The organism is Williamsia sp. Y712, assembly GCF_059445525.1.
Map to the genome: position 1 here is coordinate 2,163,821 of NZ_JCAIUN010000001.1, position 26,713 is coordinate 2,190,533.

A 26,713-nucleotide genomic window follows, 5' to 3' on the forward strand; every position below is an offset into this window, starting at 1 on the left:
CGGTGGAATCTTCGCCCCCGTTCGCTCGTTACAGATAGAGCAACAGGGCAGGTGGCCGCTGCGAGGCCATCGCGTGTTGCGTTGATCGTGAGGAGAGCTCGTGTCACAGTTGCCACCGTTGGTTGAGCCCGCCGCAGAGCTGACCCGCGAAGAGGTGGCCCGCTACAGCAGGCACCTGATCATTCCCGATATCGGTGTCGATGGACAGAAACGCCTCAAGAACGCGAAGGTGCTGGTCATCGGAGCCGGTGGTCTGGGATCGCCCACATTGCTGTATCTGGCGGCCGCCGGAGTCGGCACCATCGGGATCGTCGAGTTCGATGAGGTCGACGAATCCAACCTGCAGCGTCAGGTCATCCACGGGCAGTCCGATGTGGGTCGGCCCAAGGCCGATTCGGCAAAGGACTCGATCCTCGAGATCAATCCCTACGTCACGGTGCACACCCACAAGTTCCGGCTCGACAACAGCAACGCCGTGGAACTCTTCGAGCAGTACGACCTGATCCTCGACGGCACCGACAACTTCGCCACCCGCTACCTCGTCAACGACGCCGCGGTGCTCGCGCACAAGCCGTACGTCTGGGGCTCGATCTATCGCTTCGAAGGCCAGGCATCGGTGTTCTGGGAGGACGCGCCCGACGGGCTCGGCCTCAACTATCGCGACCTGTACCCGGAGCCACCGCCGCCGGGGATGGTGCCCTCGTGCGCCGAAGGTGGTGTGTTGGGCATCCTCTGTGCCTCGATCGGTTCGATCATGGGTACCGAGGCGATCAAGTTGATCACCGGTATCGGCGAAACCCTGCTCGGCCGACTGATGGTCTACGACGCACTCGACATGCGTTATCGCACCATCAATCTGCGCAAAGATCCCGAGGCGCCGAAGATCACCGAGCTGATCGACTACGACGCGTTCTGCGGTGTGGTCTCGGACGATGGGGTTTCGGCGGCCAAGGGCTCGACCCTGACCGCTGTCGAACTCAAGCAGCGTCTGGATTCGGGCGAGAAGATCGCCCTGATCGATGTCCGTGAACCGGTGGAGTGGGAGATCGTCAAGATCGAAGGGGCCACCCTGATCCCGAAGGGCGACATCGAATCTGGTGAGGGCCTGGCCAAGCTGCCGCAGGATCGGCCCGCGGTCCTGTACTGCAAAACCGGGATCCGGTCCGCCGAGGCGCTGGCCGCGGTCAAGAAGGCCGGTTTCGCCGACGCCACACATTTGCAGGGTGGGATCACCGCCTGGGCCAAGCAGGTCGACACGGCCCTGCCCGTTTATTGACCTCTGGAACTCATCTGCTGAGTTCAGACCGTCTGCCGAGGTGTCGTCGCGCTCGGGCGCGACGACACCCGGGCGTCCTACGGTGATTCTCGCGGTCACGCCGGTAACGTTGGCACCGTGATCTCTGACTTGACCTCCGTCGAGCCGCCCGAGCATGTCCTCAAGACCTTCGGGTTGACGGAGCAGCCCGTGGTGGCATTGGGCGACGGTTGGGAAGGTGGCTGGCGGATCGGTGAGACGGTCCTGTCGCTGGTGCCCGATCACGCCAGGGCCGCCTGGTCCGCGAAGGTCCGGGAGACCCTCTACGTCGATGGTGTTCGGATAGCCCGACCGGTTCGTTCATCCGACGGTCGCTATGTCGTCTCGGGGTGGCGGGCCGATACCTATATCGCCGGAACACCCGAGCCCCGCTTCGACGAGGTCGTCTCGCTGGCCGACCGTCTTCACGAGGCCACCGCAGAATTGGAGCGTCCCCGCTTCCTCATGCAGCCGCCTGCGCCGCCGTTCAGCGACGTCGACGTGTTCACCGCCGCCGATCGGGCTGCCTGGGATGACGTCCCGATGCGTTCGGCCCGGGCCGCCGGGATGGGGGATCCGACCTCGCCCGATGGCGTGACCAGCCTCGCGATGCTCCAGACCCTGTCCACACTTCGCAAGAGAGTGGAATCGCCGTCGCAACTCGTGCACGGCGACCTGTTCGGCACGGTCCTGTTCGCAGGCGCCGCCGCACCGGGTATCACCGACATCACTCCGTACTGGCGACCTGCGGCATGGGCTTCGGCAGTCGTTGTGGTCGACGCCCTGGCATGGGGTGGCGCCGATGACGGCCTCGTCGAACGCTGGGCGGATACGCCCGAATGGCCGCAGATGATGTTGCGTGCGGTCATGTTCAGACTGGCCGTTCACGCACTGCACCCACGGTCGACCTCTGGCGCACTGCCGGGTCTGAAGCGGGTCTCCGACATGGTCAGATTCCTCGTTTAGTACCGCTGATCAGGCTTTTCGACATAGTCAAAGGCCCTTTTCTGTTCTGCCGTTGAACACTTCTCACGTGCTGGTGGGGTGAGTTGTGAGAACACTGTGACTGTTCGGTCACTGGTGGCAAACCTGCGGCAACACCAATTTTCTACGGTCTCTTCAAGTCATCCGGTAACTCACCCGGACATACGAGGAGGGGCTCGACGTGACTGCCAAGGCCACCAAACGAAAGCACTACATCACCGACTGGGATCCAGAGGACGTGCAGGCGTGGGACAAAGGCAACGCCGCCATCGCCAAACGGAACCTTGTCTGGTCCATCATCTGTGAGCACGTCGGCTTCTCGATCTGGTCGATGTTCTCCGCCCTCGCCCTGCTGATGGGTCCCGAGTACGGCATCTCCCTCGACCAGAAGTTCGTCATCGGCGCCACCGCCACGTTTGTCGGTTCGTGCCTGCGCATCCCGTACACCCAGGCAACCGCCATCTTCGGCGGCCGTAACTGGGCGATCTTCTCGGCGTTCGTCCTGATGATCCCCACCGGCCTCACATTGATGTTGATGATGAACCCCGGTGACTTCGGATTCGGCTGGTTCCTCTTCGTGGCCGCACTCACCGGCTTCGGTGGCGGTAACTTCGCGTCCTCCATGACCAACATCAACGCCTTCTACCCGCAACGACTCAAGGGCTGGGCGCTCGGCCTCAACGCAGGTGGCGGCAACATCGGTGTGCCTGCCATCCAACTCGTCGGTCTCTTGGTGATCTGGCTCGCCGCGGACAATCCCGAGATCGTCTGTGCGATCTACCTGGTGCTGCTGGCGGTCGCCGGTATCGGTGCCGCGATCTACATGGACAACCTCGACCACCAGACCTCCAGCGGCAAGGCGATGCTGGAAACCCTGAAATACCGTGATACGTGGATCATTTCGATCCTGTACGTCGGCACCTTCGGCTCGTTCATCGGCTTCGGATTCGCTTTCAGCCAGATCCTCAACATCTCGTTCACCTCCTCAGGTGCTGCCAAGCCCGCGCTCGCCGCAGCCCAGATCGCCTGGATCGGTCCGCTGCTGGGTTCGATCAGCCGGCCCTACGGGGGAAAGCTCGCCGACAAGATCGGTGGCGGCAAGATCACCATGTACTGCTTCGCCGCGATGGTTGCCGCGTCGTCGATCCTGGTCGCCGCGAGTGCGCTGTCGGACGCCAACGACAAGAAGATCACCGGCGGAACCCTGACCGCGTTCGTGGTCGGATTCGTGCTGCTGTTCATCATCTCGGGTATCGCGAATGGTTCTGTCTACAAGATCATTCCGGCGATCTGGGAGCACAAGTCCAAGATCAACCCGGGACTCAACGAGATGGGCCAGGCGAACTGGTCGCGGTCGATGTCGGGCGCGCTGATCGGTATCGCCGGTGCCTTCGGTGGTCTCGGTGGTGTGGCCATCAACCTGGTCTTGCGGGACAGCTACAAGTCCAACCAGTCCGCGACGCAGGCCTTCGTGATCTTCCTGGCGTTCTACGTCATCGCCGGCATCATGACGTACTGGTTCTACGTACGGCGTTCGATCGAGGTCCCGGGAGCCGTTGCCGCCGGGTCGATCGTCGACGAAACAGCCGCTGCGCCTGCCCCATCCGAGCAGGTGGCGCAACCGCAGCCCGGACCGGCGCCGGTCGCGCCGGTGGTGCAGCCGTGAGCACGCAGACAATCCCGCTGCACCGCAACGCCGACGGGTCGGTCGGAACCCGGACCCATTGCCCGTACTGCGGACTGCAGTGCGCGATGGCCATCACCGGAAACGACGCCTCCGACGCCGAGATCGCCCCGCGGCAGTTTCCGACCAACAAGGGCGGGCTGTGCCAAAAGGGTTGGACGGCTGCAGAAGTCCTGCGCAACCCGAACCGGCTCACCGAGCCACTCGTCCGGGTCGACGGGGAACTGATACCGACAACGTGGGACAACGCGCTGGACATCGTCGCCAATGGTTTTGCCCGGACCCGACGTGAGCACGGCGCCGATGCGGTGGGGATCTTCGGTGGCGGCGGTCTGACGAACGAAAAGGCATACCAGCTCGGCAAGTTCGCGCGGGTGGCATTGCAGACCTCGAACATCGACTACAACGGCCGGTTCTGCATGAGTTCGGCGGCCGCTGCCGGGATCAAGTCGTTCGGACTTGATCGGGGACTTCCGTTCCCGTTGGCCGACATCGGTTCTGCGGAGTGCATCGTGATGCTCGGCGGCAACGTGGCCGAGACGATGCCGCCGATGGTCAGCCACCTCATGACGGCCGCCCGAGCCGGCGGCCTGGTCGTCGCCGATCCGCGCCGGACGGCAACGGTGGAACGCGCGGTGGCCGACGGCGGTGTACACCTGCAGCTCTCGCCCGGAACAGACCTCCCGCTGGTCTTGGGCATGGTTCATATCGCGGTGACCGAGGGGTACGCCGATCTGGACTACATCGCGGACCGCACCAACGGTTTCGACGAGTTCTGGCGGATCGCCGGGCAGTGGTGGCCCGAGCGCGCCGAGCGGACCAGCGGCGTTCCGGTGAGCGCGATGCGACGTACGGTCGCGCTGTTGGCAGCGTCCCGCGACCGCGGTACCGGCGCGTATGTGCTCACCGCCCGTGGTGCCGAACAGCATTCGACCGGTACCGACACCGTCAGTGCGGTGATCGGGTTGTCCCTGGTCCTCGGGCTGTGTGGGCGCCGCGGCAGTGGCTATGGCTGCATCACGGGACAGGGCAACGGCCAGGGTGGTCGCGAGCACGGCCAGAAGGCCGACCAACTGCCGGGATACCGGAAAATCGCCGACCCGGCAGCACGCGCGCACGTTGCCGCAGTGTGGGGGATCGATCCCGACGACCTGCCCGGACCCGGCCGCAGCGCATACGAGCTGCTCGAATCCCTTGGTCAGCCCGATGGTCCGAAGATGCTGATGGTCCATGGGGCGAACCTGGCGGTGTCGGCGCCGCGGGCCGGGCATGTCGTGGAGCGGTTGCAGTCGCTGGACATGCTGGTGGTCAACGACTTCCTGATGTCGGAGACCGCGGCGATGGCCGATGTTGTTCTGCCCGTGCTGCAGTGGGCGGAAGAAGAGGGAACGATGACCTCCCTGGAAGGGCGGCTGCTGCGCAGGCGCCAGGCGGTCCCGGCTCCGGACGGTCCGCGCAGTGAACTGGAAGTGCTGTCGGAGTTGGCAATCCGCCTCGGCCAGCCCGCCGAACGGTTCAAAACCGATGCGCGCGAGGTTTTCGATGAGCTGCGACGGGCCTCTGCCGGTGGACCGGCCGACTACACGGGCATCACCTACGAGCGACTCGACAACGATGAGGCCATCCACTGGCCATGCCCGGAACTCGGTCACCCCGGGACTCCGCGGATGTTCCTGGAGCGTTTCGCCACCGACGATGGGCGGGCCAAGTTCGTGGCTGTGGACCATCACGGCCCCACCGAACCGGTGAGTCCGGACTACCCACTGATCTGCACCACCGGCCGGGTTCTGAGCCACTACCAGTCGGGAGCCCAGACCCGCCATGTGAAGGCGCTGGCCGATGCCGCCGGCCCCATGTTCGTGGAGGTGAACTCCGACACCGCCGAGCGGCTGGGAATTGCGCACGGGGATCAGGTGCGACTGACCTCGCGCCGCGGTTCCGTGGTTGCCGCGGCCCGGTGCATCGACTCGCTGCGGCCCGACACCGTGTTCCTGCCCTTCCACTATGCCGGCGACGGCCGCGCGAATCTGCTGACAAACCCCGCCCTCGACCCCACGAGCCGGATGCCCGAGTTCAAGATCTGCGCAGTGCGGATGGAACCGACGGAGTCCATATGACCAAGCGTGTGGTGATAATCGGCAACGGCATGGCCGGTGCGCGCCTGCAGGAGGAACTACACCGGCGCGACCCGGGCGGCGATCATGTCACCAGTGTCGTCATCGGCGAGGAACCGAACGCGGCATACAACCGGATCCTGATGTCGAATGTGGTGGCCGGCCGGATCAGCCCGACCGACACCATGATTCGCTCCGCGAACTGGTACAGCGAACGGAATCTGCAGACCCACGTCGGTGTGCGCGTCGAGCGTGTCGACCGTGCCGGTCAGTCGGTGCATTGCAGCGACGGGACCGTTCACCACTACGACAAGCTCGTATTCGCCACCGGTAGCCGGGCATTCATCCCCCCGATCGCCGGTGCCCTCGACGACGAAGGCAAAACGCTGCCCGGAGTGGTCACCTTCCGCAACCTGCGCGACTGTGAGGCGATCGTCTCTGCGCTCGGTGAATCGGTCTCCGGCAAGAGCATTCGGGTGGTGGTGGTCGGAGGCGGCCTACTCGGCCTCGAGGCGGCCCGCGGTGCACTCCTGCAGGGAGCCTCCGTGACGGTTGTGCATCCGCGCTCGCACCCGATGGAAAAGCAGCTCGACAGCGCGGGTGGGGCGGTTCTGACCCGGATCCTGCGTGAGATCGGGATGGACGTGGTGCTCGGCGGTCGGGTCAGCGCCGTCCGCGACGATCCACGGACCGGCCGCGAGGTGGTCCTGACCGACGGTTCCACCCTTGGCGCCGACCTGGTCATCGTGACCGCCGGTATCGCCCCCAACGTCGACGTCGCCGCCGACGCCGGGCTGTCTGTGGATCGCGGGATCGTGGTCGATGACGAACTCCGCACCAGCGACCGGTCGGTGTACGCGATCGGGGAATGCGCCCAACACCGCGACATCGTCTACGGACTGGTCCAGCCGGGCTGGGAGATGGCAGAGACCGTGGCCCAGAACCTGATCGACGACACCCAGATCGGATATGAAGGCACACAGCAGATCCTGCGCCTCAAAGCGCACGACATCGATCTGGCGTCCATGGGTGAGGTCGACACCGACCCGAACGATCTCGAGGCGGAGGTGTTGACACTGTCCGATCCCCATCGGGGTCGGTACGCCAAGGTGGTGGTGCGCAAGGACCGAGTAGCGGGGGCGGTTCTCCTGGGCAACCCGGAGGTGGTCGGAACCATCTCACAACTGTTCGACTCGGGGGCTCCGGTGCCGACCGACCGGATGCGTCTGCTGCTCGGTCACCTCACCGGAGGCGCCACCGAATCGGCGAGCCCCGCGCAGATGCCGGGCGACGCGATCATCTGCCGGTGCAACACGGTGTCGAAGAAGAACCTGACCGACGCCTGGCGAAAAGGTGCCCGGAGTACGGGTGCGATGGCAGAAGCAACCCGCGCGACAACCGGTTGTGGGAGTTGCGAATCCGTTGTCGAAGGGCTGTGCGAATGGCTCAAGACGGCAGACGCATGACAAAGACAGAAGACTTGAGAGGGAGGGCCTACGTGTCCGCTAAAACCGTTGTGGTGGTTGGTCATGGGATGGTCGGCCATCGTTTTGTGCAGGAACTGCGTCAGCGTGACGTCACAAATCAGTGGCGGGTCGTGGTCGTGTGTGAAGAACCGACCGCGGCTTACGACCGGGTGGGGTTGTCGTCCTACGTGAACAAGTGGGACCGGCAGGCGTTGGCCCTGGACGGGAACACCTACCCGGGTGACCCGCTGGTCTCCCTGCTCCTGGGCCGGTCGGTGAAACGGATCGATCGGGTCGCGCGGACCGCTGTCCTGGACGACGATTCGAGCGTTGTCTTCGACGCGCTCGTCATGGCAACGGGTTCGTATCCGTTTGTGCCACCGGTGCCCGGGTCGGATTCGGAGAACTGTTTTGTCTACCGCACGCTCACCGACCTGGATCAGATCCGGGCCGCCGCCGAGGCCGCCCCGGCCGGTGCGACGGCGGTTGTGGTCGGTGGTGGACTGCTCGGTCTGGAAGCGGCGAACGCTCTCAAACTCCTCGGTCTCAAGCCTCACGTCGTCGAGTTCGCACCGCGGTTGATGCCGCTGCAGGTTGATACCGGTGGCGGTGCGCTGCTGGCGAACCTGGTCGAAGAACTCGGGGTCACCGTGCACACGGGTGTGGGGACTTCCGCCATCGAGCAGACCGAGAGTGGTTCCCTGACCATCACGCTCTCCGATGAGAGCACCATCGATGATGCTGCGCTGCTGGTCTTTTCCGCCGGGGTGCGACCGCGCGATCAGCTCGCCCGGGACGCCGATCTCGCGGTCGGGGAGCGTGGCGGTGTCCTCGTCGACAGCAGTTGCCGCACCCACGATCCGGATATCTACGCGATCGGTGAGGTCGCGGCGGTGGACGGTCGTTGCTACGGCCTGGTCGCTCCGGGCTACAGCACGGCCGAGGTGGTCGCGGATCGGCTGCTCGGTGGCAAGTCGGAGTTCGCCGGTGCGGACCTGTCGACCAAGCTCAAGCTACTCGGGGTGGACGTCGCCAGCTTCGGTGACGCGATGGGCGCCACGCCGGGTTGCCTTGAGGTCGTCTTCAACGACCCGGTGGCCGGAACCTACTCCAAAGTTGTTGTCAGCGATGATGCGAAGACCTTGCTCGGTGGTGTGCTCGTCGGTGATGCGACCCAGTACGCCTTGCTCAAACCGATGGTCGGTGGTCCGGTTCCGGGTGATCCCGCGGCGCTGATCGCTCCGGCCGCCGGCGAAGGTGTGGGGCTGTCCGCCTTGCCCGACAGCGCCGAGATCTGCTCGTGCAACGGTGTCGACAAGGGCGCCATCTGCGGTGCGATCGCCCATGGGGCGCAAGACGTCGAAGCGGTCAAGGCCTGCACCAAGGCGGGTACGACCTGTGGTGGTTGTGTGCCGTCGATCACCCGGTTGCTTGCCGAATCGGGCGTCGCGATCTCGAAATCGCTGTGTGCGCACTTCTCGCATTCCCGTGCCGAACTCTTCGAGATCGTGCAGGCGACCGGTATCCGCACGTTCAGCGAACTCGTCGCCAAGCACGGAACCGGCCTGGGTTGTGAGATCTGCAAGCCGACGGTCGCATCGATCCTGGCATCGACCTCGAGTGATCACATCCTCTCGGATCAGCAAGTGGCACTGCAGGATACCAACGACCGGTTCCTGGCGAACATGCAGAAAAACGGCACCTACTCGGTGGTCCCGCGGATGCCGGGGGGCGAGGTGAGCGCCGATCAGCTGATCGTGATCGGCCAGGTCGCCAAGGAGTTCGACCTCTACACCAAGGTCACCGGTGGTCAGCGGATCGATCTGTTCGGAGCCCGGGTCGAGCAGCTGCCACTGATCTGGAAGCGGCTGGTCGATGCCGGCATGGAATCCGGTCATGCCTACGGGAAGAGCCTGCGGACGGTGAAGAGTTGTGTCGGCACCAGCTGGTGCCGATACGGTGTGCAGGATTCGGTGGGGATGGCCGTCGACCTCGAAAACCGTTATCGGGGACTGCGATCCCCGCACAAACTGAAGTTCGGTGTCTCCGGCTGCGCCCGGGAATGCGCCGAAGCCCGTGGCAAAGATGTCGGCATCATCGCCACCGAGCACGGCTGGAACCTCTATGTCGGCGGCAACGGCGGGCAGAGTCCGGTGCATGCACAGTTGCTGGCCGCGGGCATCGATGACGAGACACTGGTCAAGTACATCGATCGATACCTGATGTTCTACATCCGTACCGCCGACCGGCTGCAACGAACCGCGCCGTGGCTCGCGTCACTCGAAGGTGGACTCGAGCATCTCAAAGATGTTGTGTGTGAAGACAGTCTCGGCATCGCCGCCGAGCTGGAGGCGGCGATGAGTGCCCATGTCGCCGGATACAAGGACGAGTGGGCAGGTGTGCTCGAGGACGAGGACAAACTCGCCCGCTTCGTGTCCTTTGTGAATGCGCCCGAACAGCCCGATCCCACCATTGATTTCTCAGAGAGTGGCGGACGCAAGGTGCCGGTACTCTTGGGGACACCGCAGCCCGGTGCAGCGCGCCGGGGAACGGAGGAAACGCACGATGAGTCTCGTCGATGACACCCGCGTTGAAGCACTCAACGCGACCTGGACCGCAGCCTGCCCCTTTGACCGACTTGTCCCGGGTTTCGGGGTCGCGGTCCTCCTTCCGGGAGGTGCGCAAGTGGCGCTGTTCCGGTTGGTCGACGGCGCGCTCTACGCCGTTGGCAACATCGACCCGTTCGGCAATGCGGCAGTCATGTCGCGCGGACTGGTCGGTGACCGCGACGGTGAACCAACCGTCGCCTCACCCCTGCTAAAGCAGGTGTTCTCCCTGGTGGACGGACGCTGCCTCAGTGATGAGAATGTATGGTTGCCCGTCTACGAAGTACGGCAACGAGCCGGCCTGGTACAGGTTCGGCCGCGATAGCGTGACACATGGAGGCGTAGTGAGTTCGGGTGGTCGTACGCAGGGTGAAGCAGGCCCGTTGACCGGCTTCACCATCGGGATCACGGCGGCGCGCCGGGCCGATGAGTTCGCTGCTCTGCTGGAGCGTCGCGGCGCGGTGACCGAGCGGGCACCGGCGATTCAGATCATCCCACTCGCCGACGATGCGGAATTGCGGAAGGCGACGGAGGATGTCGTCGCCGATCCGCCTGAGATCGTCGTTGCCACAACAGGTATCGGGTTTCGTGGCTGGTTGGAGGCCGCGGAGGACTGGGGGATGGCCGAGTCGCTGGTCGAGGCATTGGGTCGGTCCCGGGTCCTGGCCCGTGGTCCGAAGGCCAAGGGTGCGATCCGGGCCGGTGGCCTGCGGGAGGAATGGTCGCCTCCGAGTGAATCGTCGAGCGAGGTGCTCGAGCACCTGCTCGCCGAAGGTGTCGACGGAGTCCGGGTGGGTGTTCAACTGCATGGCGCGACCACCGAGTGGGAGCCGTTGCCGGACTTCTGCGAGGTGCTCAGGGAGGCGGGGGCGCTGGTGCTCCCGATTCCGGTGTATCGGTGGCTGCCACCGCACGACCCGACGGAGTTGGACCAGATGATCTCGCAGATCATCAACTTCGACATCGATGCCGTCTCGTTCACCAGTGCGCCCGCGGTCGCCTCGATGCTCGGCCGGGCACACGACACCGGCCGTCTCGATGCGCTGCTCGAATCGTTGCGGACCGATGTCGCGGTGATGTGCGTCGGACCCGTTACAGCGGGACCACTTGCCGCACTGAAGGTTCCGACTTCACGGCCGGGTCGATTCCGGTTGGGCGCGTTGGCCCGCCACATCGCCGAAGAAATGCCGCGACGGGTTCCGAACATGCGGGTCGCGGGGCACGACATGAGCATTCGCAGTCGTGCGGTGATGGTCGACGGTGAGTTGCGGCAACTGTCGCCTGCCGGGCTGACATTGCTCAAGGCGCTGGCGCAGAATCCGGGCCGTGTGGTGTCGCGGCAGGCGCTGCTGGCCCAGTTGCCCGGCGGGGGTGGTGACACGCATGCGGTCGAGACCGCGATGGCCAGGCTGCGGGCAGGTCTTGGCGATTCGCGCATGATCCAAACCGTGGTGAAACGCGGATACCGACTGTCGGTCGATCTCGAATACGAGGAGGGCGAGAACGCATGACATTCAATCATCTTGGTGCGCAGCCCATCCTGGTTGCCCACGGAACACGTTCCGAACATGGTGTGGCGATGATCGCGGATCTGGCCGACAAGGTCTCGGCGCAGATCGGACGAACGCGGGTCGCATTCGTCGACGTCCTCGGGCCGTCGCCCTCGGAAGTGCTGTCCGCCGTCGATGGTCCGGCAGTGGTTGTCCCGGCATTCCTGGCCGAGGGCTACCACGTCCGGCAGGATCTTCCCGAACACATTGTGGCCAGCGGTCATCGGGCCACCTCGGTGTCGCGGGCCTTGGGTCCCGATCCCGAACTCGCCCGGGTGCTGGCCCAGCGCCTGACCGAATGTGGCTGGAAGCGTGGGGATTCGGTGGTGCTCGCGGCCGCGGGATCGTCGGATGCCTATGCGCTCGGCCAGGTGCGTCGAGAGGCCAACCTGCTCGGTTCGATGCTCGGTGAGCGGGTGCCGGTGGGCTATATCGCCACTGCGCAGCCGTCGATCGCCGACGTTGTCGCCGAGGCCCGGGCCAAGACCGGACGCCGGGTCTTCATCGCGTCATACCTGTTGGCCCATGGCCTTTTTCACAATCGACTGTTTGAGGCCGGGGCAGATGGTGTGAGTGCCCCACTTGGTGCCGACCCTCGCGTCGTCGACCTGGTGGTCCGCCGCATGCGCTCGGTCCGCGTCCCCGTCGCCCGGTAACCCCCCATTTTGGTGGGTTTTGGTGGACGTTTCCGCAGGTCGGCCTCGCCAGAACCCACCACGATCGGGGTCAGAGGCGGGCGAGTTTCATGTCGACGCGGCCGTCGAAGACCGGGACGCCTTCGGCCTGAAGGCGTTCGAGTTGACTGGTCCGTAGATGGGGTGCCGGCCGACCACTGACCGCGATGACGCGATGCCACGGCAGGTCGGCCGAATCGGTCCGCATGATCCAGCCGACGATCCGGGCGCTGGACAGTCCGGCCGCCGCGGCCACATCGCCGTATGTGGTCACCTTGCCGGTCGGTATCGCTGCGACGATCTCGCGCACCCGCTCGACCTGGTCTTCCGTCACCGGTGCCATATCAGTTGCGGGCCAGCGCTTTCGCGACCAGGGTGGCTGTCAGTTCGGCTCTGGCAAACGGGACCATGTGGTCGCAGTCTTCCTCGAACACCCTCAGCAGATCGCCCTGATGCTCGGCGAGCGCGGTGCGGAAGGCGTCGGTGACATAGGGCGGCTGCACACGCATCGCCTGCACCAGATCGACGGGTATGCCGCTGGGAGGGAGCACGAATGGGAGGCTCAGCTCACCCCAGGTGGTGACCACCATCGCCGGATTGATGCGCCAGTTCACCCGATCGCCGACCGGGATCAGATGGTCGGCGATCTCTCGGTCGAGGATCTCGGGCGTGAGTTCGGACCAGGACCCACCGAGCTTTTCTTCGCGGGCCGCGGCCTCGTCTGGGTAGTCGTAGTGCGACATGTAACTTGCGGCCACCTCCTCGAGCCACTGCGGATCGAGCCCGATGGCCGGATCCAGCAACACCAGCGACCGGATGCGCTCACCGAGCGACTGCGACAGATGCAGCGCCAGGGCTCCTCCGTAGGAATGGGCGACCACCACCATCGGTCCGTCGATGTACTCGTCGGCGACCTCGCGCAGCGCCGAGGTCTGTGCCTCGATCGACCACGGCGGTGTCCACGGTGAGAACCCGTGGCCGAGGAGGTCCGGTGCCACGATCCGGGCATGGGGCAGCGCGTCTGCGAGATCGATCCAGCGTTTGCCGTGTCCGGTCAGGCCGTGCAGGGCCAGAACCGGCGGACCGTCGACGGGTCCGAACAGTTCCACATTGAGTGCAGACATAGCCGCAATCTTGCCTGACGCCCCGGTGTTCTGCCTGCGGTGTCACAGCGACATTCCGGGGCGACCGCGACGTGGTTGGGCGTGAACCCGGCGACGGGGGGTGCACCGGTCCGGACCTGTCGGACGCACATGACACCATCGAACACAGTCGAGAGAAAGGATGTGTGTGTGCCCGCATTGACCACGCGATTGGTATCCGCGCCGATCGCCGCAGCGCACCCGCGCACCTGGCCGGCGCACGTACAGGCACTCATCGACGGCGACTTCACCGCGACCGGGCGGTTTCGCCCCTACCGGGTCCATGGTGGACCGGGCACCGGGAAGACGTCCCTGATCGTCGACATCGCGGTCGCGCGACTGTCCGATCCGGACACCGACCCCGAATCGATCCTGGTGCTCGCCTCCAGTCGTCGGGCGGCCACCGAACTGCGTGAACAGATCACTTCCCGTCTGCTCTCGACGGGGGTGGGGCCTGCGCGCACGCCGCGGGCCACGCGCGAGCCGATCGTCCGCACATTGCACTCCTACGCGTTTGCGGTCCTGCGTTTGCAGGCCGCGGCCCACGACAACCCGCCACCACGTCTGATCACCGGGGCCGAGCAGGATGCGGTTCTGCGTGAACTACTGGCAGGCGACATCGAAGACGGTGCCGAGTATTGGCCGGAGCGCCTGCGGCCGGCCTTGGGTACCAACGGTTTTGCCCAGGCCCTGCGCGACATGATGATGCGCGCCGCCGAACGCGGCGTCGGTCCCGAAGACCTGATCGCGCTCGGCCGCACCCATCGGCGCCCGGAATGGCAGGCAGCGGGCAAGGCCTACCGCCAGTACGAGCAGAGCGGCCTGCTGCGCGGGGCGGTCGGTCTGGAGGCCCCGCAGGCCACGGCCCCGGCGGTGGACGCGGCAGAGCTGGTCGGCTCGGCCCTGACCGCGTTTGCGACCGATCCCGAACTCCTGCGCAGCGAGCGGGCCCGGGTGCGGTACCTGTTGGTCGACGACGCCCAGCACCTCGATCCGCAGGCCGCCACGCTGATCGAGCTCGTGGGCGCCGGGACGCGGCAGGCCGTGGTCGCCGGTGACGGCGATCAGTCGATCTACGGTTTTCGCGGTGCCAGTGCGCGGTTCCTTGACGAACTCGACGATCCGGAGCGGGATATTCTGCTGGACAACAACTTTCGATCGACTTTGCCGATCAGCAATCTCGGTGGCTCCATCGCGGCCCGGCTACCGGGCCGTCGTCGCCGAAAATCGGAGGCCGATCACCCGGATGCCCCGGCCCCGGTGGTCCGCATCTACGGCTCGGCCGCCAAAGAGGCCACCGCGATCGCCGACATGATGCGTCGCGCCCACCTCTACGACGACGTGCCGTGGTCACAGATGGCGGTGATCGTCAGGTCGGTTCCCCGGGCGATGGCGCCACTGCGCCGGGCCCTGCGATCGGCCGGTGTCCCGGTCATGACCCCGGCCAGCGAGATACCGCTGGCGCTGGCGCGGTCGGTGTCGGCGATGTTGCTGGCGTTGCGTGCGGTGGAGATGCCGCTGGAGCCCGATTCGGCGCTGGAGTTGCTGTCCGGTCCGATCGGCGGCGCCGATCCGGCGGCGTTGCGGCGCCTGCGGCGTGGCGTGCGACGGGTCGAGACCGAGTCGTCCCGCGACCGCGATTCGGCCACCGTGATCGCCGAACTGGTCAGTGCCCGGCCCGCAGCGGAGGGACTCGAACCCGAGGGCAGCGAGCCCGCCATCGACGTCGAGCACTACCTCGGCGGGCTGACCGACGCCGAAAAGCAGCCGCTGGTGCGGGTGCTGACGGTCATCCGGGCGGCGCGTACTGCTGCGGCGAGCCGTCGCAGTATCGAGGAGATCCTGTGGGAGGCCTGGCAGGCGAGCGGATTGGGGCCACGCTGGTCCAATCAGGTGATGCGCCGCGACCACGGTCCCGGCGGGGCCCAGGCGGACAGAGATCTCGACGCGATGGTGGCGCTGTTCGACGCGGCCGCCAACTTCGCGGACAGCCTGCCCGCGGCCACCCTTGGCGGATTCATCGACTACCTCAGCGCCCTGCAGATCCCCACCGAATCGAGGATGGCCCAGACCTCGTCCGATTCGGTGACGGTGCTCTCGGCGCACGCCGCCGCCGGTCGGGAATGGGATGTGGTCGCGGTGGCCGGGGTGCAGGACGGGCTGTGGCCCAGTCTGCGCAGTCGCGGCAGCATCCTCGGCACCGGTCAGCTCGTCGACCTGCTCGACGGTATGTCGGCCGACGCGATCGACACCATCTCGCGGGCCGCGGTCGCACTGGCCGAGGAGCGGCGGCTACTGCTGGTCGCCTGCAGCCGGGCCCGCCGGCGGTTGATGATCAGCGCTGTGGACGACGGCAGTGGCGATGCTGCGCCGTCGCGGTTCGTCGGTGAACTGGCCGCGGTGGTCTCCGGCGCCGACGAGGAGGGCGAACCCGAACTGGAATTGCCCGTCGAACCCGGTCTGCGCCGGGTGCTTTCGCTGTCGTCGCTGGTTGCCGAACTCCGGGCTCAGGTCTGCGACAGCACCGGGCAGGACGATCCGCGGACGCGGGCGGCAGCCGACATGCTGGCCGAACTGGCCGATGCCGGAGTGCCCGGAGCGCACCCCGACGAGTGGTACGGGCTGGCCGGGCCGAGCACCACCGAGCCGCTCTGGTCCGAGGCATCGGGCCCGTTGACCTTGTCGCCGTCGAGCGTCGAATCGCTGGGTACCTGTTCGTTGCGCTGGATGCTGGAACGCTATGGCGGCCGGGACGGGGACTCGCGTCCGGCAGTGGCCGGAACGCTGGTGCACACCCTTGTGCAGGCCGTTGCGGGCAAGATCCCGCCGGAGGACGTCACGGCGTCACTTCGCCGCGTCTGGGACCAGGTCGATGTCGGTGCACCATGGTTCTCACGCCGTGAACTCGAGCGCACCGAGGAGATGCTGACCAACTTCCGGCAGTGGCTCAAGATGTCTCGCGAGGGTTTGAGCGAGGTCGCAGTCGAGATCGACGTCAATGCCCGGGTGGAACCGGCGCAGATGACCGGCGCCGATGGCGAGATCCTCGACATCCCCGAGGTACGGCTGCGTGGCCGCATCGACCGCCTCGAATCCGACAGCAAGGGCCGGCCCGTGGTCGTCGACGTCAAAACCGGCAAGAACACGATCTCGGTGGCAGCCGGCCAAGACCACGCCCAGCTCGCCACCTACCAGCTGGCGCTGACCCTGGGCGGGGTGCCGGAACTCGGCAACGTCGAACCGGGTGGCGGCGCGCTGGTGTACGTGAACAACGCCAACGGCAAGACCGGTGCGGCCCAACGCAATCAGGACCCGCTGGATGAGGAGCAGGTCGATCAGTGGCTGGCCGTGGTCCGGTCGGCGGCCTATCGCAGTATCGGGCCGACGTTCGAGGCGACGATCAACGACGGCTGCGGGCATTGCCCGCTGACGTCGAGCTGCCCCGCCCAACTCGACGGACGGATGGTCACCGATGGCTGAATCTGCGGTTCAGACAAGGATTTCCGCGCGGGTGCTGGCCGGCGCGCTTGATCAGCCGCCACCGACCGATGAGCAGGTCGAGGTCATCGAGGCGCCGCTGGAACCGGTGCTGGTGGTGGCGGGGGCCGGCGCAGGCAAGACCGAGACGATGGCTTCGCGCGTGGTCTGGCTGGTCGCCAACCGCCTGGTCGAACCCGACGCGGTCCTGGGTCTGACCTTCACGCGCAAAGCCGCACAGGAATTGGCCGCGCGGATCCGGCGACGACTGTCGATGCTGGCCGGCTCGTCGGCGATGTCGCGCTGGGATCCCGACGGCGAGCTGCGCGTCAAGTTGCGTTCGGCAGATCCGCAGGTCAGCACCTACCACGCCTATGCGGGCCGGTTGATCGCCGACTATGGATTGCTCCTGCCGGTGGAGCCGTCGGCGAGATTGCTCAGCGAGACGGAACTGTGGCAACTCGCGTTCTCTGTGGTCGGCGGCTGGTCCGAGGATCTCGATACCCCCAAAACGCCAGGGGGAGTGACGGAATCGGTTCTCAAACTGTACGGAGAGTTGGCCGAACACCTGGTGAGCCTCGAGCAGCTCGCCGCAGCGGGCGACGACCTCTATCGGCTGATCGACACACTGCCCCCGGTCGGGCGGCAGAAGCCGACACCGCCCGCGAAGCTGCGGGACATCCAGGCCGCGATCGACGAGCGTCGTGCGCTGGTACCCCTGGTGGCAGCGCTCGGTCAGGCGATGATGGACGCGAACGTGCTCGATTTCGGTAGCCAGATGTCGCTGGCGGCAAAGCTTGTCACCGCGCACCCGGAAGTGGCGCAGGCGGAGCGGGCCGCCATCGGGGCGGTGCTCCTCGACGAATACCAGGACACCGGACATTCACAGCGGGTGTTGCTCTCGCAACTGTTCGGGACGCCACGGGGCGTTCTGGCCGGTGCCGGGATCGCGGTCACCGCCGTCGGCGACCCGATCCAGTCCATCTACGGTTGGCGTGGTGCCTCGGCGGCCAACCTGCCGCGGTTCACCACCGACTTCCGGCGCAGCGACGGCACCCAGGCGCCGCGCCTGGAACTGCTCACCAGCTGGCGCAACGCGCGCTACGCCCTCGACATGGCCAACGCTGCCTCCGAGGAACTGCGCCGCAGGGGAGTTCCGGTGAGCATTCTGCGACCTCGTGACGACGCCCCTCGCGGCACCATCGACATGGCGCTCACCGACACGGTTGCCGATGAACGCACGTGGATCGTCGATCAGATCGAGCGCGAGTACAACCAGGCCGACGGCAAGCCGCCCACCGTGGCGATCCTGGTGCGGCGCAACCAGGATTCGGCGCCACTGGCCGCGCAGCTCGCCGATCGTGGAATCGCTGCCGAGGTCGTGGGTATCGGTGGGTTGCTCGGCGTGCCCGAGGTCCAGGACGTCGTCGCGATGATGCGACTGATGTCGGACCCGATGGCGGGCACCGCCGCGGTCCGGTTGCTCACCGGTCCCCGCTGGCGGATCGGTGCCAGGGATCTCGCTGCGCTGTGGGCGCGGGCGCGAGATCTGGCGGCAGGCGCCAACGCGGTCTCGGGCACCATGACCAGTCTCGAAGAACTCGACAGCGCACTCGATTCGGCGGTGCCCTCGGAGACGGTGGATCAGGCGGGGCTCGGCGATGCGCTGGCCGATCCCGGTCCGGCAGCCCGGTATTCACCGGATGGCTACCGCCGGATCAAATTGCTCGGGCACCAGCTGTCCGTGCTGCGGGCGCGTATGGGTGGGCCGCTGCCCGAATTGGTGGCCGAGGTCGAGCGCGTCACCGGTGTCGATGTCGAGGCGCAGATCCGGGCACGTGGACTGCGCGGAAACATCACCGGGCGTGAACATCTCGATGCCTTCGCCGAATATGTGGCGAACTACGCGGAGCGTTCCGCGGCCACCCTGCCCGGGTTGCTGGCGTTCCTCGCATCGGCCGCCGACATCGAGAAGGGCCTCGAGCCCGGCAAGGTCGAGATCGCCGAAGACCGGGTGCAGATCCTGACGGTGCACGCGGCCAAGGGGCTCGAGTGGGACGTCGTGGTGATCGCGCACCTGTGCACCAACATCTTCCCGGGCGGCAAGGCCGAGGGCACCTGGCTCAAGAGCGCCAGGGAGTTGCCTGCGGAATTGCGCGGCGATCTCGCGGACTCGGCTGAAGGCGAAGGCTTTCCACCGCTGGTGCTCGATGGTCTGGAGAACCGCAAGGAGCTCGAGGAGTCGATCGAAGCGCACCAGGAAGCGCTGCGGGGGCGCAAGCTCGAAGAAGACCGCCGGCTCCTCTATGTGGCGCTGACCAGAACCAAACGCGCGCTGATCATCAGTGGTCACCATTGGTCCGCCGCCGGTGACAAACCCAAGGGCCCGTCGGTGTTCCTGACCGAACTACACGAGATCGCACAGGAGTTGATCGAGACCTCGCCGGACGGCGCACCGGGGTTGACCATTGCGCAGTGGGCTGCCGAACCCGAAGAGGGGGCCGAGAATCCGCTGGCGATGCTGGCGGCCGGGGCGTCCTGGCCTGCCGATCCGCTGGGGTCGCGGCGTCCCGGAACCGAGCGCGGCGCCGACCTCGTCCGGGCGGCGTTGCGTGCGCGCGGTGAACCCGCGTTGTTCGACATGGGGGAGGAGACCGACCCCGAATCCGGCTGCGAGGTCGAGGACGGCGATCCGCAGATCCGGGAATGGGCCAACGATCTCGCGGTACTCCTGACCGAGCGATCCGAAGGCCTGGGCTCCGACATCGAAGTGACCATGCCGCAGCACCTTTCGGTGAGTCAATTGGTCGAACTCGACAAGGACGAAGATGCGTTCGCCCGACGCCTTCGCCGGCCGCTGCCGTTCAAGCCGAACCCGCTGGCGCGCCGGGGCACGGCATTCCACGCCTGGGTGGAACGCCGATACGGTGCCACCCGGCTCCTCGACATCGACGAGTTGCCGGGTGCGGCGGATGCCGAGGGCGGCTCTGATGCCGACCTCGAGGTCTTGCGAGAGGCGTTCCTGCGATCGGATTGGGCGGCCCGCAACCCGATCGAGGTCGAGGTGCCGTTCGAGACCGTCATCGCCGACACCATCATTCGTGGACGCATCGATGCGGTCTTTGCCGAACCCGACGGCGGATACACGGTGGTCGACTGGAAAACCGGTGCGAAACCGACCCCGGCACAAGAACATTCGGTCTTTGTCCAGCTGGCCGCTTATCGGGTGGCGTGGGCGGAGCTGACCGGCACCGACCTCGAGAAGGTTCGGGCGGCGTTCCACTATGTGCGGTCGAACTCGACCCTGCGCCCGCGTGACCTACCGGACCGGGCCCGCCTGGCCGCCCTGATCCGCAGGGAGAAGGGCGCATCCTGAGCAGGCGGCTCCGCAGAGAGAGGGCCTCGGCCCTGCGCGCCTCAACGTTTCGGCGCGGACTTCCAGACCCGCCACCCGGCCCATATCATCGGAAGCTGAAGTGGCAACCGGCCCCACGCGACGGCGCGCTGCGGCAACGGCTTGTTCTTGTACAGACGGACCATGTTGATGTTGCCCGGATACACGCCGACGAACAGCGCCACGGCTGCCAGTCCGCCGTACCGGCGCGTCTTGGGGGCGAGCAATGCCGCACCCACCGCGAGCTCGACCACCCCGGAGCCGTAGGTGTAAGCGCGTGCGCTGCCCGGCAACTCGGCGGGAATCAGCTGGTCGAAGGGTTTCGGGGCGGCGAAATGCAGGGTCCCCATGCCCAGCAGTGCGACACCCATGCGAGTGGCCAGCTTCTGCTCGTCCGGAAACGCCAACTGCGGCAAGCTCTGTTTGGTTGCTGTCATCCCTCCACCATGCCTCATGATGTCGCAGGGCGACGGCCTGATGATGTCCCGTCGTGTCCGTCGCCATGACCGCCCGGTGGCCGATAGGACTACAGTCCCAGTTTGTGCGTACGCAAACTCTGCAACCGGTAGGTCGCGGCGAGACAGGGGTCGGATAGATGGCTGCGGGTCGGCTACGCCGGCGGTTCAAGGACGATGAGCTGACAGATATGCCCGACCACGCCCTGGTCGGTGTGGTCCGCATCCCGGAGATGCAGTCGAGCCCGGGCCGGGCGATCAGTCGCCGCGTCATCTTTGCTCTGGCCGCATTGTTTGCCGCGGTGTTCATCGTCTATCTCGACCGGGACGGCTACCGGGATGTGCAGGACAGCCCACTGTCGTTCCTGGACTGCCTCTACTACGCGACGGTGTCCCTGTCCACGACGGGATACGGTGACATCACGCCGTACACACCGTCGGCCAGGCTGATCAACGTGCTCGTCATCACGCCGCTGCGGGTGATGTTCCTGATCGTGTTGGTCGGTACCACCCTCGAGGTCTTGACCGAACGGTCGCGGCAGGCGCTCAAGATCCAGCGATGGAGGAACAAGGTGCGGAACCATACCGTGGTCATCGGCTACGGAACCAAAGGCAAGACCGCTGTGAAGGCGATGATCGCGGACGGACAGAAGCCCGCCGAGATCGTCGTTGTCGACGGTGATCAGGCCGTGCTCGACAACGCCGCGGCCAAGGGATTGGTGACCGTGCGCGGTGATGCCACCCGATCGGATGTCCTCCGGCTGGCCGGCGCCCAGCATGCGTCGGCGATCATCGTCGCCACGAACCGTGATGACACCGCGGTATTGGCGACGTTGACCGCACGAGAACTGGCCCCGAAGGCGAAGATCGTCGCCTCCATCAGGGAAGCGGAGAACACCCACCTGATGAAACAGTCGGGCGCCGATTCGGTGGTGGTGAGTTCGGAGACCGCGGGCCGCCTGCTGGGGCTGGCGACGATCACCCCGACCGTCGTGGAAGTGATCGAAGATCTGCTCACACCCGACCAGGGATTTGCCATCGCCGAACGCGATGTGGAGCCCGACGAATACGGCGGATCGCCGAGGCACCTGCCGCAGATCGTGCTCGGTGTCGTGCGTGACGGTAAATTGCATCGCGTCGACGACAGCAAGGTCGATGCGATCGAGCAGGGCGACAGATTGCTGTATGTCCGGCAGGGCAACGCGGACTAGCTGTTCGTTCAGGGCCGGCTGCCTGGGCTGCCCGGGACAACGAAACTCGTGTCCGCGCGGTTTGCCATACCCGGGCGATATTCGATATCGGCTGGAAGACTTGGGACTTCCGAGTGCACTGTGATCCCCTCTGGCGAACCCGGGTCGAGCCCAGCGGCCTACCGGTGTCGGTATGTAACCCATCCGCTCGGGCTCTGACGCCGGCGTTCGTCCAGATGTGGTCCGCATCGTAGGGAGTTTGCGCATGCCGGCAAATGTCGCTCAGAAGTTGATCGAGTCGCATCTGGTGTCGGGGTCCACGAAGCCCGGTGAAGAGATCGCACTGCGCATCGACCAGACACTGACCCAGGACGCCACCGGAACCCTGGTGATGCAAGAACTCGAGGCACTTGGTCTCGATCGTGCGCGCACCGAGGTCAGCGTGCAGTACGTCGATCACAATCTGCTGCAGACCGACGAGAAGAACGCCGAGGACCACGAATACCTGCGGACAGCGTGCGAACGATTCGGTCTGTGGTTCTCCAAGCCCGGCAACGGTGTTTCCCACCCGACACACATGCAACGGTTCGGGGCGCCGGGCAAGACGATGGTGGGATCTGATTCGCACACGCCTGCCGCGGGTTCGCTGGGGATGCTCGCCATCGGTGTCGGTGGTCTGGAGGTCGCGTTGGCGATTGCCGGCCATCCCCTCAACATTCGGATGCCGCAGATCTGGGGTGTGCGGCTCGACGGTGAACTGCCGCCGTGGTGCTCGGCGAAGGATGTCATCCTGGAGATCCTTCGGCGCCACGACGTCAATGGTGGCGTGAACAAGATCATCGAGTACCACGGGCCGGGGCTGGAGAGTCTGACCGCGATGGATCGCCACGTCATCGCGAACATGGGTGCCGAACTCGGCGCCACCACCAGTGTTTTTCCGAGCGACGATGCTGTTCGGGAGTTCTTGCGCGCAGAGGGCAGAGCCGATGACTGGGTTGAACTGGTCGCCGACGAGAACGCCGGGTACGACGTGGAGGAGACCATTGATCTCTCGCAGATCGTGCCGTTGATCGCGAAGCCGTCCTCCCCGGGGAACGTGGTGCCGGTCCGTGAGGTCGCGGGTGAGGATATTTCGCAGGTGGTGATCGGGTCGAGCGCGAACCCGGGTCTTCGGGATTTCGCGATCGCCGCCGCGATGGTCGCAGGCAGGCAGACCGTGCCCCAGGTCAGCTTCGACATCAACCCGACATCCCGGGAGATCCTCACCGATCTGACGAAGATGGGCGCGACCACCGAACTGATCATCGCCGGCGCCCGCATCCATCAGGCCGGCTGTATGGGCTGCATCGGGATGGGACAGGCGCCGGCGACCGGAAGCAACTCCCTGCGGACGATGCCCCGCAACTTTCCCGGACGCTCGGGCACCAAGGAAGATGCGGTGTGGTTGTGTTCGCCCGAAACGGCGGCTGCCTCCGCGTTGACCGGCACCATCACCGACCCGCGCGACTGGGCCGCCGATGTCGGCATGGACTATCCGGCATTGGATCTGCCCCAACAACATTCGATCAACGTCGACATGCTGGTGCCGCCGCTCGACGCCGACGAGGCGGTACGGGTCGAACCGGTGAAGGGTCCCAACATCTCGAGTCTGCCCGAACTCGATGATCTTCCCGACGAACTCGAGGCTCCCGTCCTGTTGAAGGTCGGCGACAACATATCGACGGACGAGATCTCGCCTGCCGGGGCAAAAGCCCTCCCGTACCGCTCCAATATCCCCAAGCTGGCGATGTTCACCTTCACCCGCATCGACGAGACCTATCCCGAGCGTGCGCAGCAAGCCGGTGAGGCCGGGCACATCATCGTCGGTGGCGAGAACTACGGGCAGGGATCGTCCCGCGAGCATGCCGCCATCGCCCCTCGCTACCTTGGTGTGCGGATGGTCATCGCCAAGTCATTCGCCCGCATCCACTGGCAGAATCTGGCCAACTTCGGTGTCCTGGCAGTTGAATTCGACGATCCGGCCGACTACGAGAAGATCGACCAGGCCGATGTCCTGCGCGTCGGTGACCTGCGGAAGACGCTGGAAACCCGCGATACGTTCACCATCGACAACGTCACCAAAGGTGCCCCGATCACGGTGCGGCACCGGTTGTCCGAGCGACAGGTCGCCGATGTCCTCGCAGGCGGCCTGATCCCGCGACTGGGCCGCGAAGGGGAGTCGGATGTGCAGGAGGCGAAGGAGACCGTCCTGCAGGACAGCGGCGAGATCAGCTAGCCCGGACAGTTTCTTCATGACGGTGGCCGTCAGCGGGGTCAGCCGTGCGGGCCGGAAGGGAGATCCCATCCCGCCCCGCGGCTTACGAAACCGGGGCGCCGGAGGCTGGACATCAGGACGGAACCGCGGTGGTGGGGGTCACCGCGATACCGGCGACAAGAGCCCGGATCGCCCAAGCCATCCGGCCCGACGGGGTCCCCGACATCAGGGCATCGACATTCGCCGTGACATTAGGCGCCTCGCGGGGATCAGCCTCCCGCAGAAGGGATTCCAACACCACCAGCTTCTCCGCGCTGGAGCGCGAATCGATGTCCTCAGCGGTGGGTGGGCCGTGTTCGGCAGCGGCCGCAGTGACCAGTTGCATCAACAGGTCAACTCCCCAGGCGGCCCGTTCGGCAGCGATTCCGCCCTCGAGCATAAGTCCCAACAACCGATCCACCAACGCGATGGTGTTGCTGCCCATGGGGCGCAACACCATCGCTGAACGTGCCAGGCCGGGATAGCTGAAGAGCACCTCGCCGTATGCCTGCAGAAGCGATTCCAGACGTTGATCCCACCGACCCGGTTGATCCTCTGGCAGCGTTCCGGTGAGTTCGTCCAACACCACCGAGCGCAATTCGGCCGTGTTGGCCACATAGACGTACAGGGACGCCGGCCCGGTATCGAGGGCCTGCGCGACCCGGCGCATCGTCGCTTTCTCCAGTCCCTCATCGCGAATGATCGCGATGGTCGCGGCGACGATGGCTTCCTTCGACAACGGAGGCTTGGCGGGGCGTTCCCTACGGCTACGGGGCGAGTTGCTCATGACAGACAACAGTAACGAACACGTTCGTAGGCCGCTAATGGGTAAGTACGCAGCCGGCCCGAGGCGAACAGGACGAGCCACGTGTCATTCACGTGGCGCGTATGGACGAACACATTCGTGGCGAACATGTTCGTGATCGTATACAGTCGTTGACGAACATGTTCGTTGTTGCCTTCTTTGGGGGAATTGACGAATACCCGACTTCATCAGAAGGACCCAGACCATGACTGTCACAGCAATCACCAACGCGAAGATCTTCGACGGGGAACGGATACTCGATGCCCGCACGGTGCTGATCGAAGATGGCCTGATCACGGCCGTCGGCATCGGCATCGACGTCCCGGCCGGAGCGGATGTTATATCCGGCGACGGAGCGACACTGATCCCCGGCCTCATCGACGCCCACGTACACACCAGCAGGGAAGCGCTCGGGTTGGCGCTGCAATTCGGCATCACAACCGAACTCGAGATGCAGGGCGCCAATACTGCCGTTCGCCGCGCCGAGATCTCCGACGACGACTCGGTGGCCGACGTCCGCTCGTCCGGATTCGCGCTCACCCCTCCCGGCGGACACCCCGACGAGCTGTTCCCCGAGGACTTCCACCATGGTCCGCCTCCCGGGGCGCCGGTGCCGAGCGGTCCGCGGCCGGTACATGCCAACGTCAGCACCCCGGAGGAAGCTCGGGCGGTCGTGCCCAAACTGATCGCCGACGGTTCGGACTACATCAAATTCATGGTCGATGACGGGTCCATGGAAGGACACCCGGGCATCCCGATGCTCGATCAGGAAACACTGAACGCCGGTGTCGCGGCGGCACACGAGCGTGGCATGCTCACCATCGCTCACGCCCTCACCATCGATGCCACCCGGATGGCCATCGATGCCGGCATCGACGGTTTTGCGCATCTGTTCATGGACCGGCCCCATACCGACGAGATCATCAGCGCGATCAAGGACAGTGGCGCGTTTGTCGTCCCCTGCGTTGTTCTGAACGCCTCGCTGATCGGTATCACCGGACAGGAACTCGCCGACGACCCCCGGGTGGGCTCGCGTCTCGATACAGCATGGGACGCCACGTTGCGCTCGAGTTTCAACACCTACCCCCGAGGCAATATCGACGATGTCCTGAACTCGGTCAAGGTACTGCACGATGCCGGTGTCGACATCCTGGCCGGCACGGATGTGTCTGTGCCACTGCCGTTTCTGGGCGGACTCGCGCACGGCGCCAGTGTTCATCACGAGCTCCAGTACCTGGTGCGCGCCGGCCTCACCCCGGCCCAGGCGCTCACCGCCGCCACCGCGACCACCGCCAAGCGATTCGGCCTCACCGACCGAGGCCATATTGCCGAAGGTATGCGAGCCGACCTGTTGCTGGTCGACGGCGATCCCACCATCACCATCAGCGACACGCTCAATACGCGCGCCGTCTGGCGCAGGGGAAACCGGTTGGGCTCCTGATCCACTGCCTGCCGATGCCAGATCTTTCCGGTGATCGGCGCCTTGCTGCTCGCAGTCGTCGGTGTTGGCATCGGCGACAAGTAGTCGGCGCGGCGGGTTCAGCCGGCCGTCGAATATGCACCGCAGTCGCCGTTCGCCGGTGGT

At 65.7% G+C, this 26,713-nt stretch carries 18 protein-coding genes; 14 read left to right on the forward strand and 4 right to left on the reverse strand.

Features of this window, described 5'->3' with window-relative positions:
* The first annotated feature begins 109 nt into the window (after positions 1-109).
* From moeZ to AC1D75_RS09890, 9 genes are all read left to right on the forward strand, one after another.
* Positions 110-1,276, forward strand: coding sequence for an adenylyltransferase/sulfurtransferase MoeZ (gene moeZ, locus AC1D75_RS09850; protein WP_495516032.1), 1,167 nt, complete (start codon positions 110-112; stop codon positions 1,274-1,276).
* A 129-nt stretch (positions 1,277-1,405) separates the two neighbouring features.
* Complete coding sequence (locus AC1D75_RS09855; protein ID WP_495516033.1) at positions 1,406-2,260, forward strand: TIGR02569 family protein; 855 nt, start codon at positions 1,406-1,408, stop codon at positions 2,258-2,260.
* A 199-nt stretch (positions 2,261-2,459) separates the two neighbouring features.
* Entirely contained in the window at positions 2,460-3,944 is a 1,485-nt protein-coding gene (locus tag AC1D75_RS09860; protein WP_495515055.1) for a nitrate/nitrite transporter, read from the forward strand.
* Positions 3,941-6,079 carry a molybdopterin oxidoreductase family protein gene (locus AC1D75_RS09865; RefSeq protein ID WP_495515056.1) on the forward strand — a complete coding sequence of 713 codons (2,139 nt, stop codon included), beginning with the start codon at positions 3,941-3,943 and terminating at the stop codon, positions 6,077-6,079. Before AC1D75_RS09860 ends, AC1D75_RS09865 begins: the two co-directional genes overlap by 4 nt.
* Complete coding sequence (locus AC1D75_RS09870; RefSeq protein WP_495515057.1) at positions 6,076-7,542, forward strand: FAD-dependent oxidoreductase; 1,467 nt, start codon at positions 6,076-6,078, stop codon at positions 7,540-7,542. Before AC1D75_RS09865 ends, AC1D75_RS09870 begins: the two co-directional genes overlap by 4 nt.
* A complete protein-coding gene (nirB, locus tag AC1D75_RS09875; RefSeq protein ID WP_495515058.1) occupies positions 7,539-10,124 on the forward strand; it encodes a nitrite reductase large subunit NirB in 2,586 nt (861 codons plus the stop codon). The genes AC1D75_RS09870 and nirB overlap by 4 nt, the downstream gene beginning before the upstream one ends.
* On the forward strand, positions 10,108-10,473 hold the full coding sequence (nirD, locus tag AC1D75_RS09880) for a nitrite reductase small subunit NirD (protein WP_495515059.1): 366 nt from the start codon (positions 10,108-10,110) through the stop codon (positions 10,471-10,473). The genes nirB and nirD overlap by 17 nt, the downstream gene beginning before the upstream one ends.
* Before the next feature lie 19 nt (positions 10,474-10,492).
* On the forward strand, positions 10,493-11,659 hold the full coding sequence (locus AC1D75_RS09885) for a uroporphyrinogen-III synthase (protein ID WP_495515060.1): 1,167 nt from the start codon (positions 10,493-10,495) through the stop codon (positions 11,657-11,659).
* Complete coding sequence (locus AC1D75_RS09890; protein ID WP_495515061.1) at positions 11,656-12,354, forward strand: sirohydrochlorin chelatase; 699 nt, start codon at positions 11,656-11,658, stop codon at positions 12,352-12,354. The genes AC1D75_RS09885 and AC1D75_RS09890 overlap by 4 nt, the downstream gene beginning before the upstream one ends.
* 70 nt (positions 12,355-12,424) lie before the next feature.
* Here the strand turns inward: AC1D75_RS09890 and AC1D75_RS09895 are convergent, their stop codons facing one another.
* On the reverse strand, positions 12,425-12,715 hold the full coding sequence (locus tag AC1D75_RS09895) for an MGMT family protein (RefSeq protein ID WP_495515062.1): 291 nt from the start codon (positions 12,713-12,715) through the stop codon (positions 12,425-12,427).
* 1 nt (position 12,716) lies between these two features.
* Entirely contained in the window at positions 12,717-13,496 is a 780-nt protein-coding gene (locus AC1D75_RS09900) for an alpha/beta fold hydrolase (RefSeq protein ID WP_495515063.1), read from the reverse strand.
* 129 nt (positions 13,497-13,625) lie between these two features.
* On the opposite strand from AC1D75_RS09900, the gene AC1D75_RS09905 reads away from it, so the two are divergent.
* Positions 13,626-16,994 (forward strand): ATP-dependent helicase, encoded by a 3,369-nt coding sequence (locus AC1D75_RS09905; RefSeq protein ID WP_495515064.1) that lies wholly within the window; start codon positions 13,626-13,628, stop codon positions 16,992-16,994.
* Positions 16,987-20,367: an ATP-dependent helicase gene (locus AC1D75_RS09910; protein ID WP_495515065.1), complete on the forward strand. Its 3,381-nt coding sequence runs from the start codon at positions 16,987-16,989 to the stop codon at positions 20,365-20,367. The genes AC1D75_RS09905 and AC1D75_RS09910 overlap by 8 nt, the downstream gene beginning before the upstream one ends.
* A gap of 41 nt (positions 20,368-20,408) precedes the next feature.
* On the opposite strand, the gene AC1D75_RS09915 is transcribed toward AC1D75_RS09910, so the two are convergent.
* Positions 20,409-20,822, reverse strand: a complete 414-nt coding sequence (locus AC1D75_RS09915; RefSeq protein ID WP_495515066.1) for a DoxX family protein — start codon at positions 20,820-20,822, stop codon at positions 20,409-20,411.
* A gap of 158 nt (positions 20,823-20,980) precedes the next feature.
* On the opposite strand from AC1D75_RS09915, the gene AC1D75_RS09920 reads away from it, so the two are divergent.
* Both AC1D75_RS09920 and AC1D75_RS09925 read left to right on the forward strand, forming a co-directional pair.
* On the forward strand, positions 20,981-22,051 hold the full coding sequence (locus AC1D75_RS09920; RefSeq protein ID WP_495515067.1) for a potassium channel family protein: 1,071 nt from the start codon (positions 20,981-20,983) through the stop codon (positions 22,049-22,051).
* 244 nt (positions 22,052-22,295) lie between these two features.
* Positions 22,296-24,305 carry an aconitate hydratase gene (locus AC1D75_RS09925; protein ID WP_495515068.1) on the forward strand — a complete coding sequence of 670 codons (2,010 nt, stop codon included), beginning with the start codon at positions 22,296-22,298 and terminating at the stop codon, positions 24,303-24,305.
* A gap of 112 nt (positions 24,306-24,417) precedes the next feature.
* Here AC1D75_RS09925 and AC1D75_RS09930 read toward each other — a convergent pair whose 3' ends face one another.
* Positions 24,418-25,110: a TetR/AcrR family transcriptional regulator gene (locus AC1D75_RS09930; RefSeq protein ID WP_495515069.1), complete on the reverse strand. Its 693-nt coding sequence runs from the start codon at positions 25,108-25,110 to the stop codon at positions 24,418-24,420.
* 223 nt (positions 25,111-25,333) lie between these two features.
* Between AC1D75_RS09930 and AC1D75_RS09935 the strand changes: the two genes are divergently transcribed.
* Positions 25,334-26,569, forward strand: coding sequence for an amidohydrolase family protein (locus AC1D75_RS09935; protein ID WP_495515070.1), 1,236 nt, complete (start codon positions 25,334-25,336; stop codon positions 26,567-26,569).
* Positions 26,570-26,713: the final 144 nt, after the last annotated feature.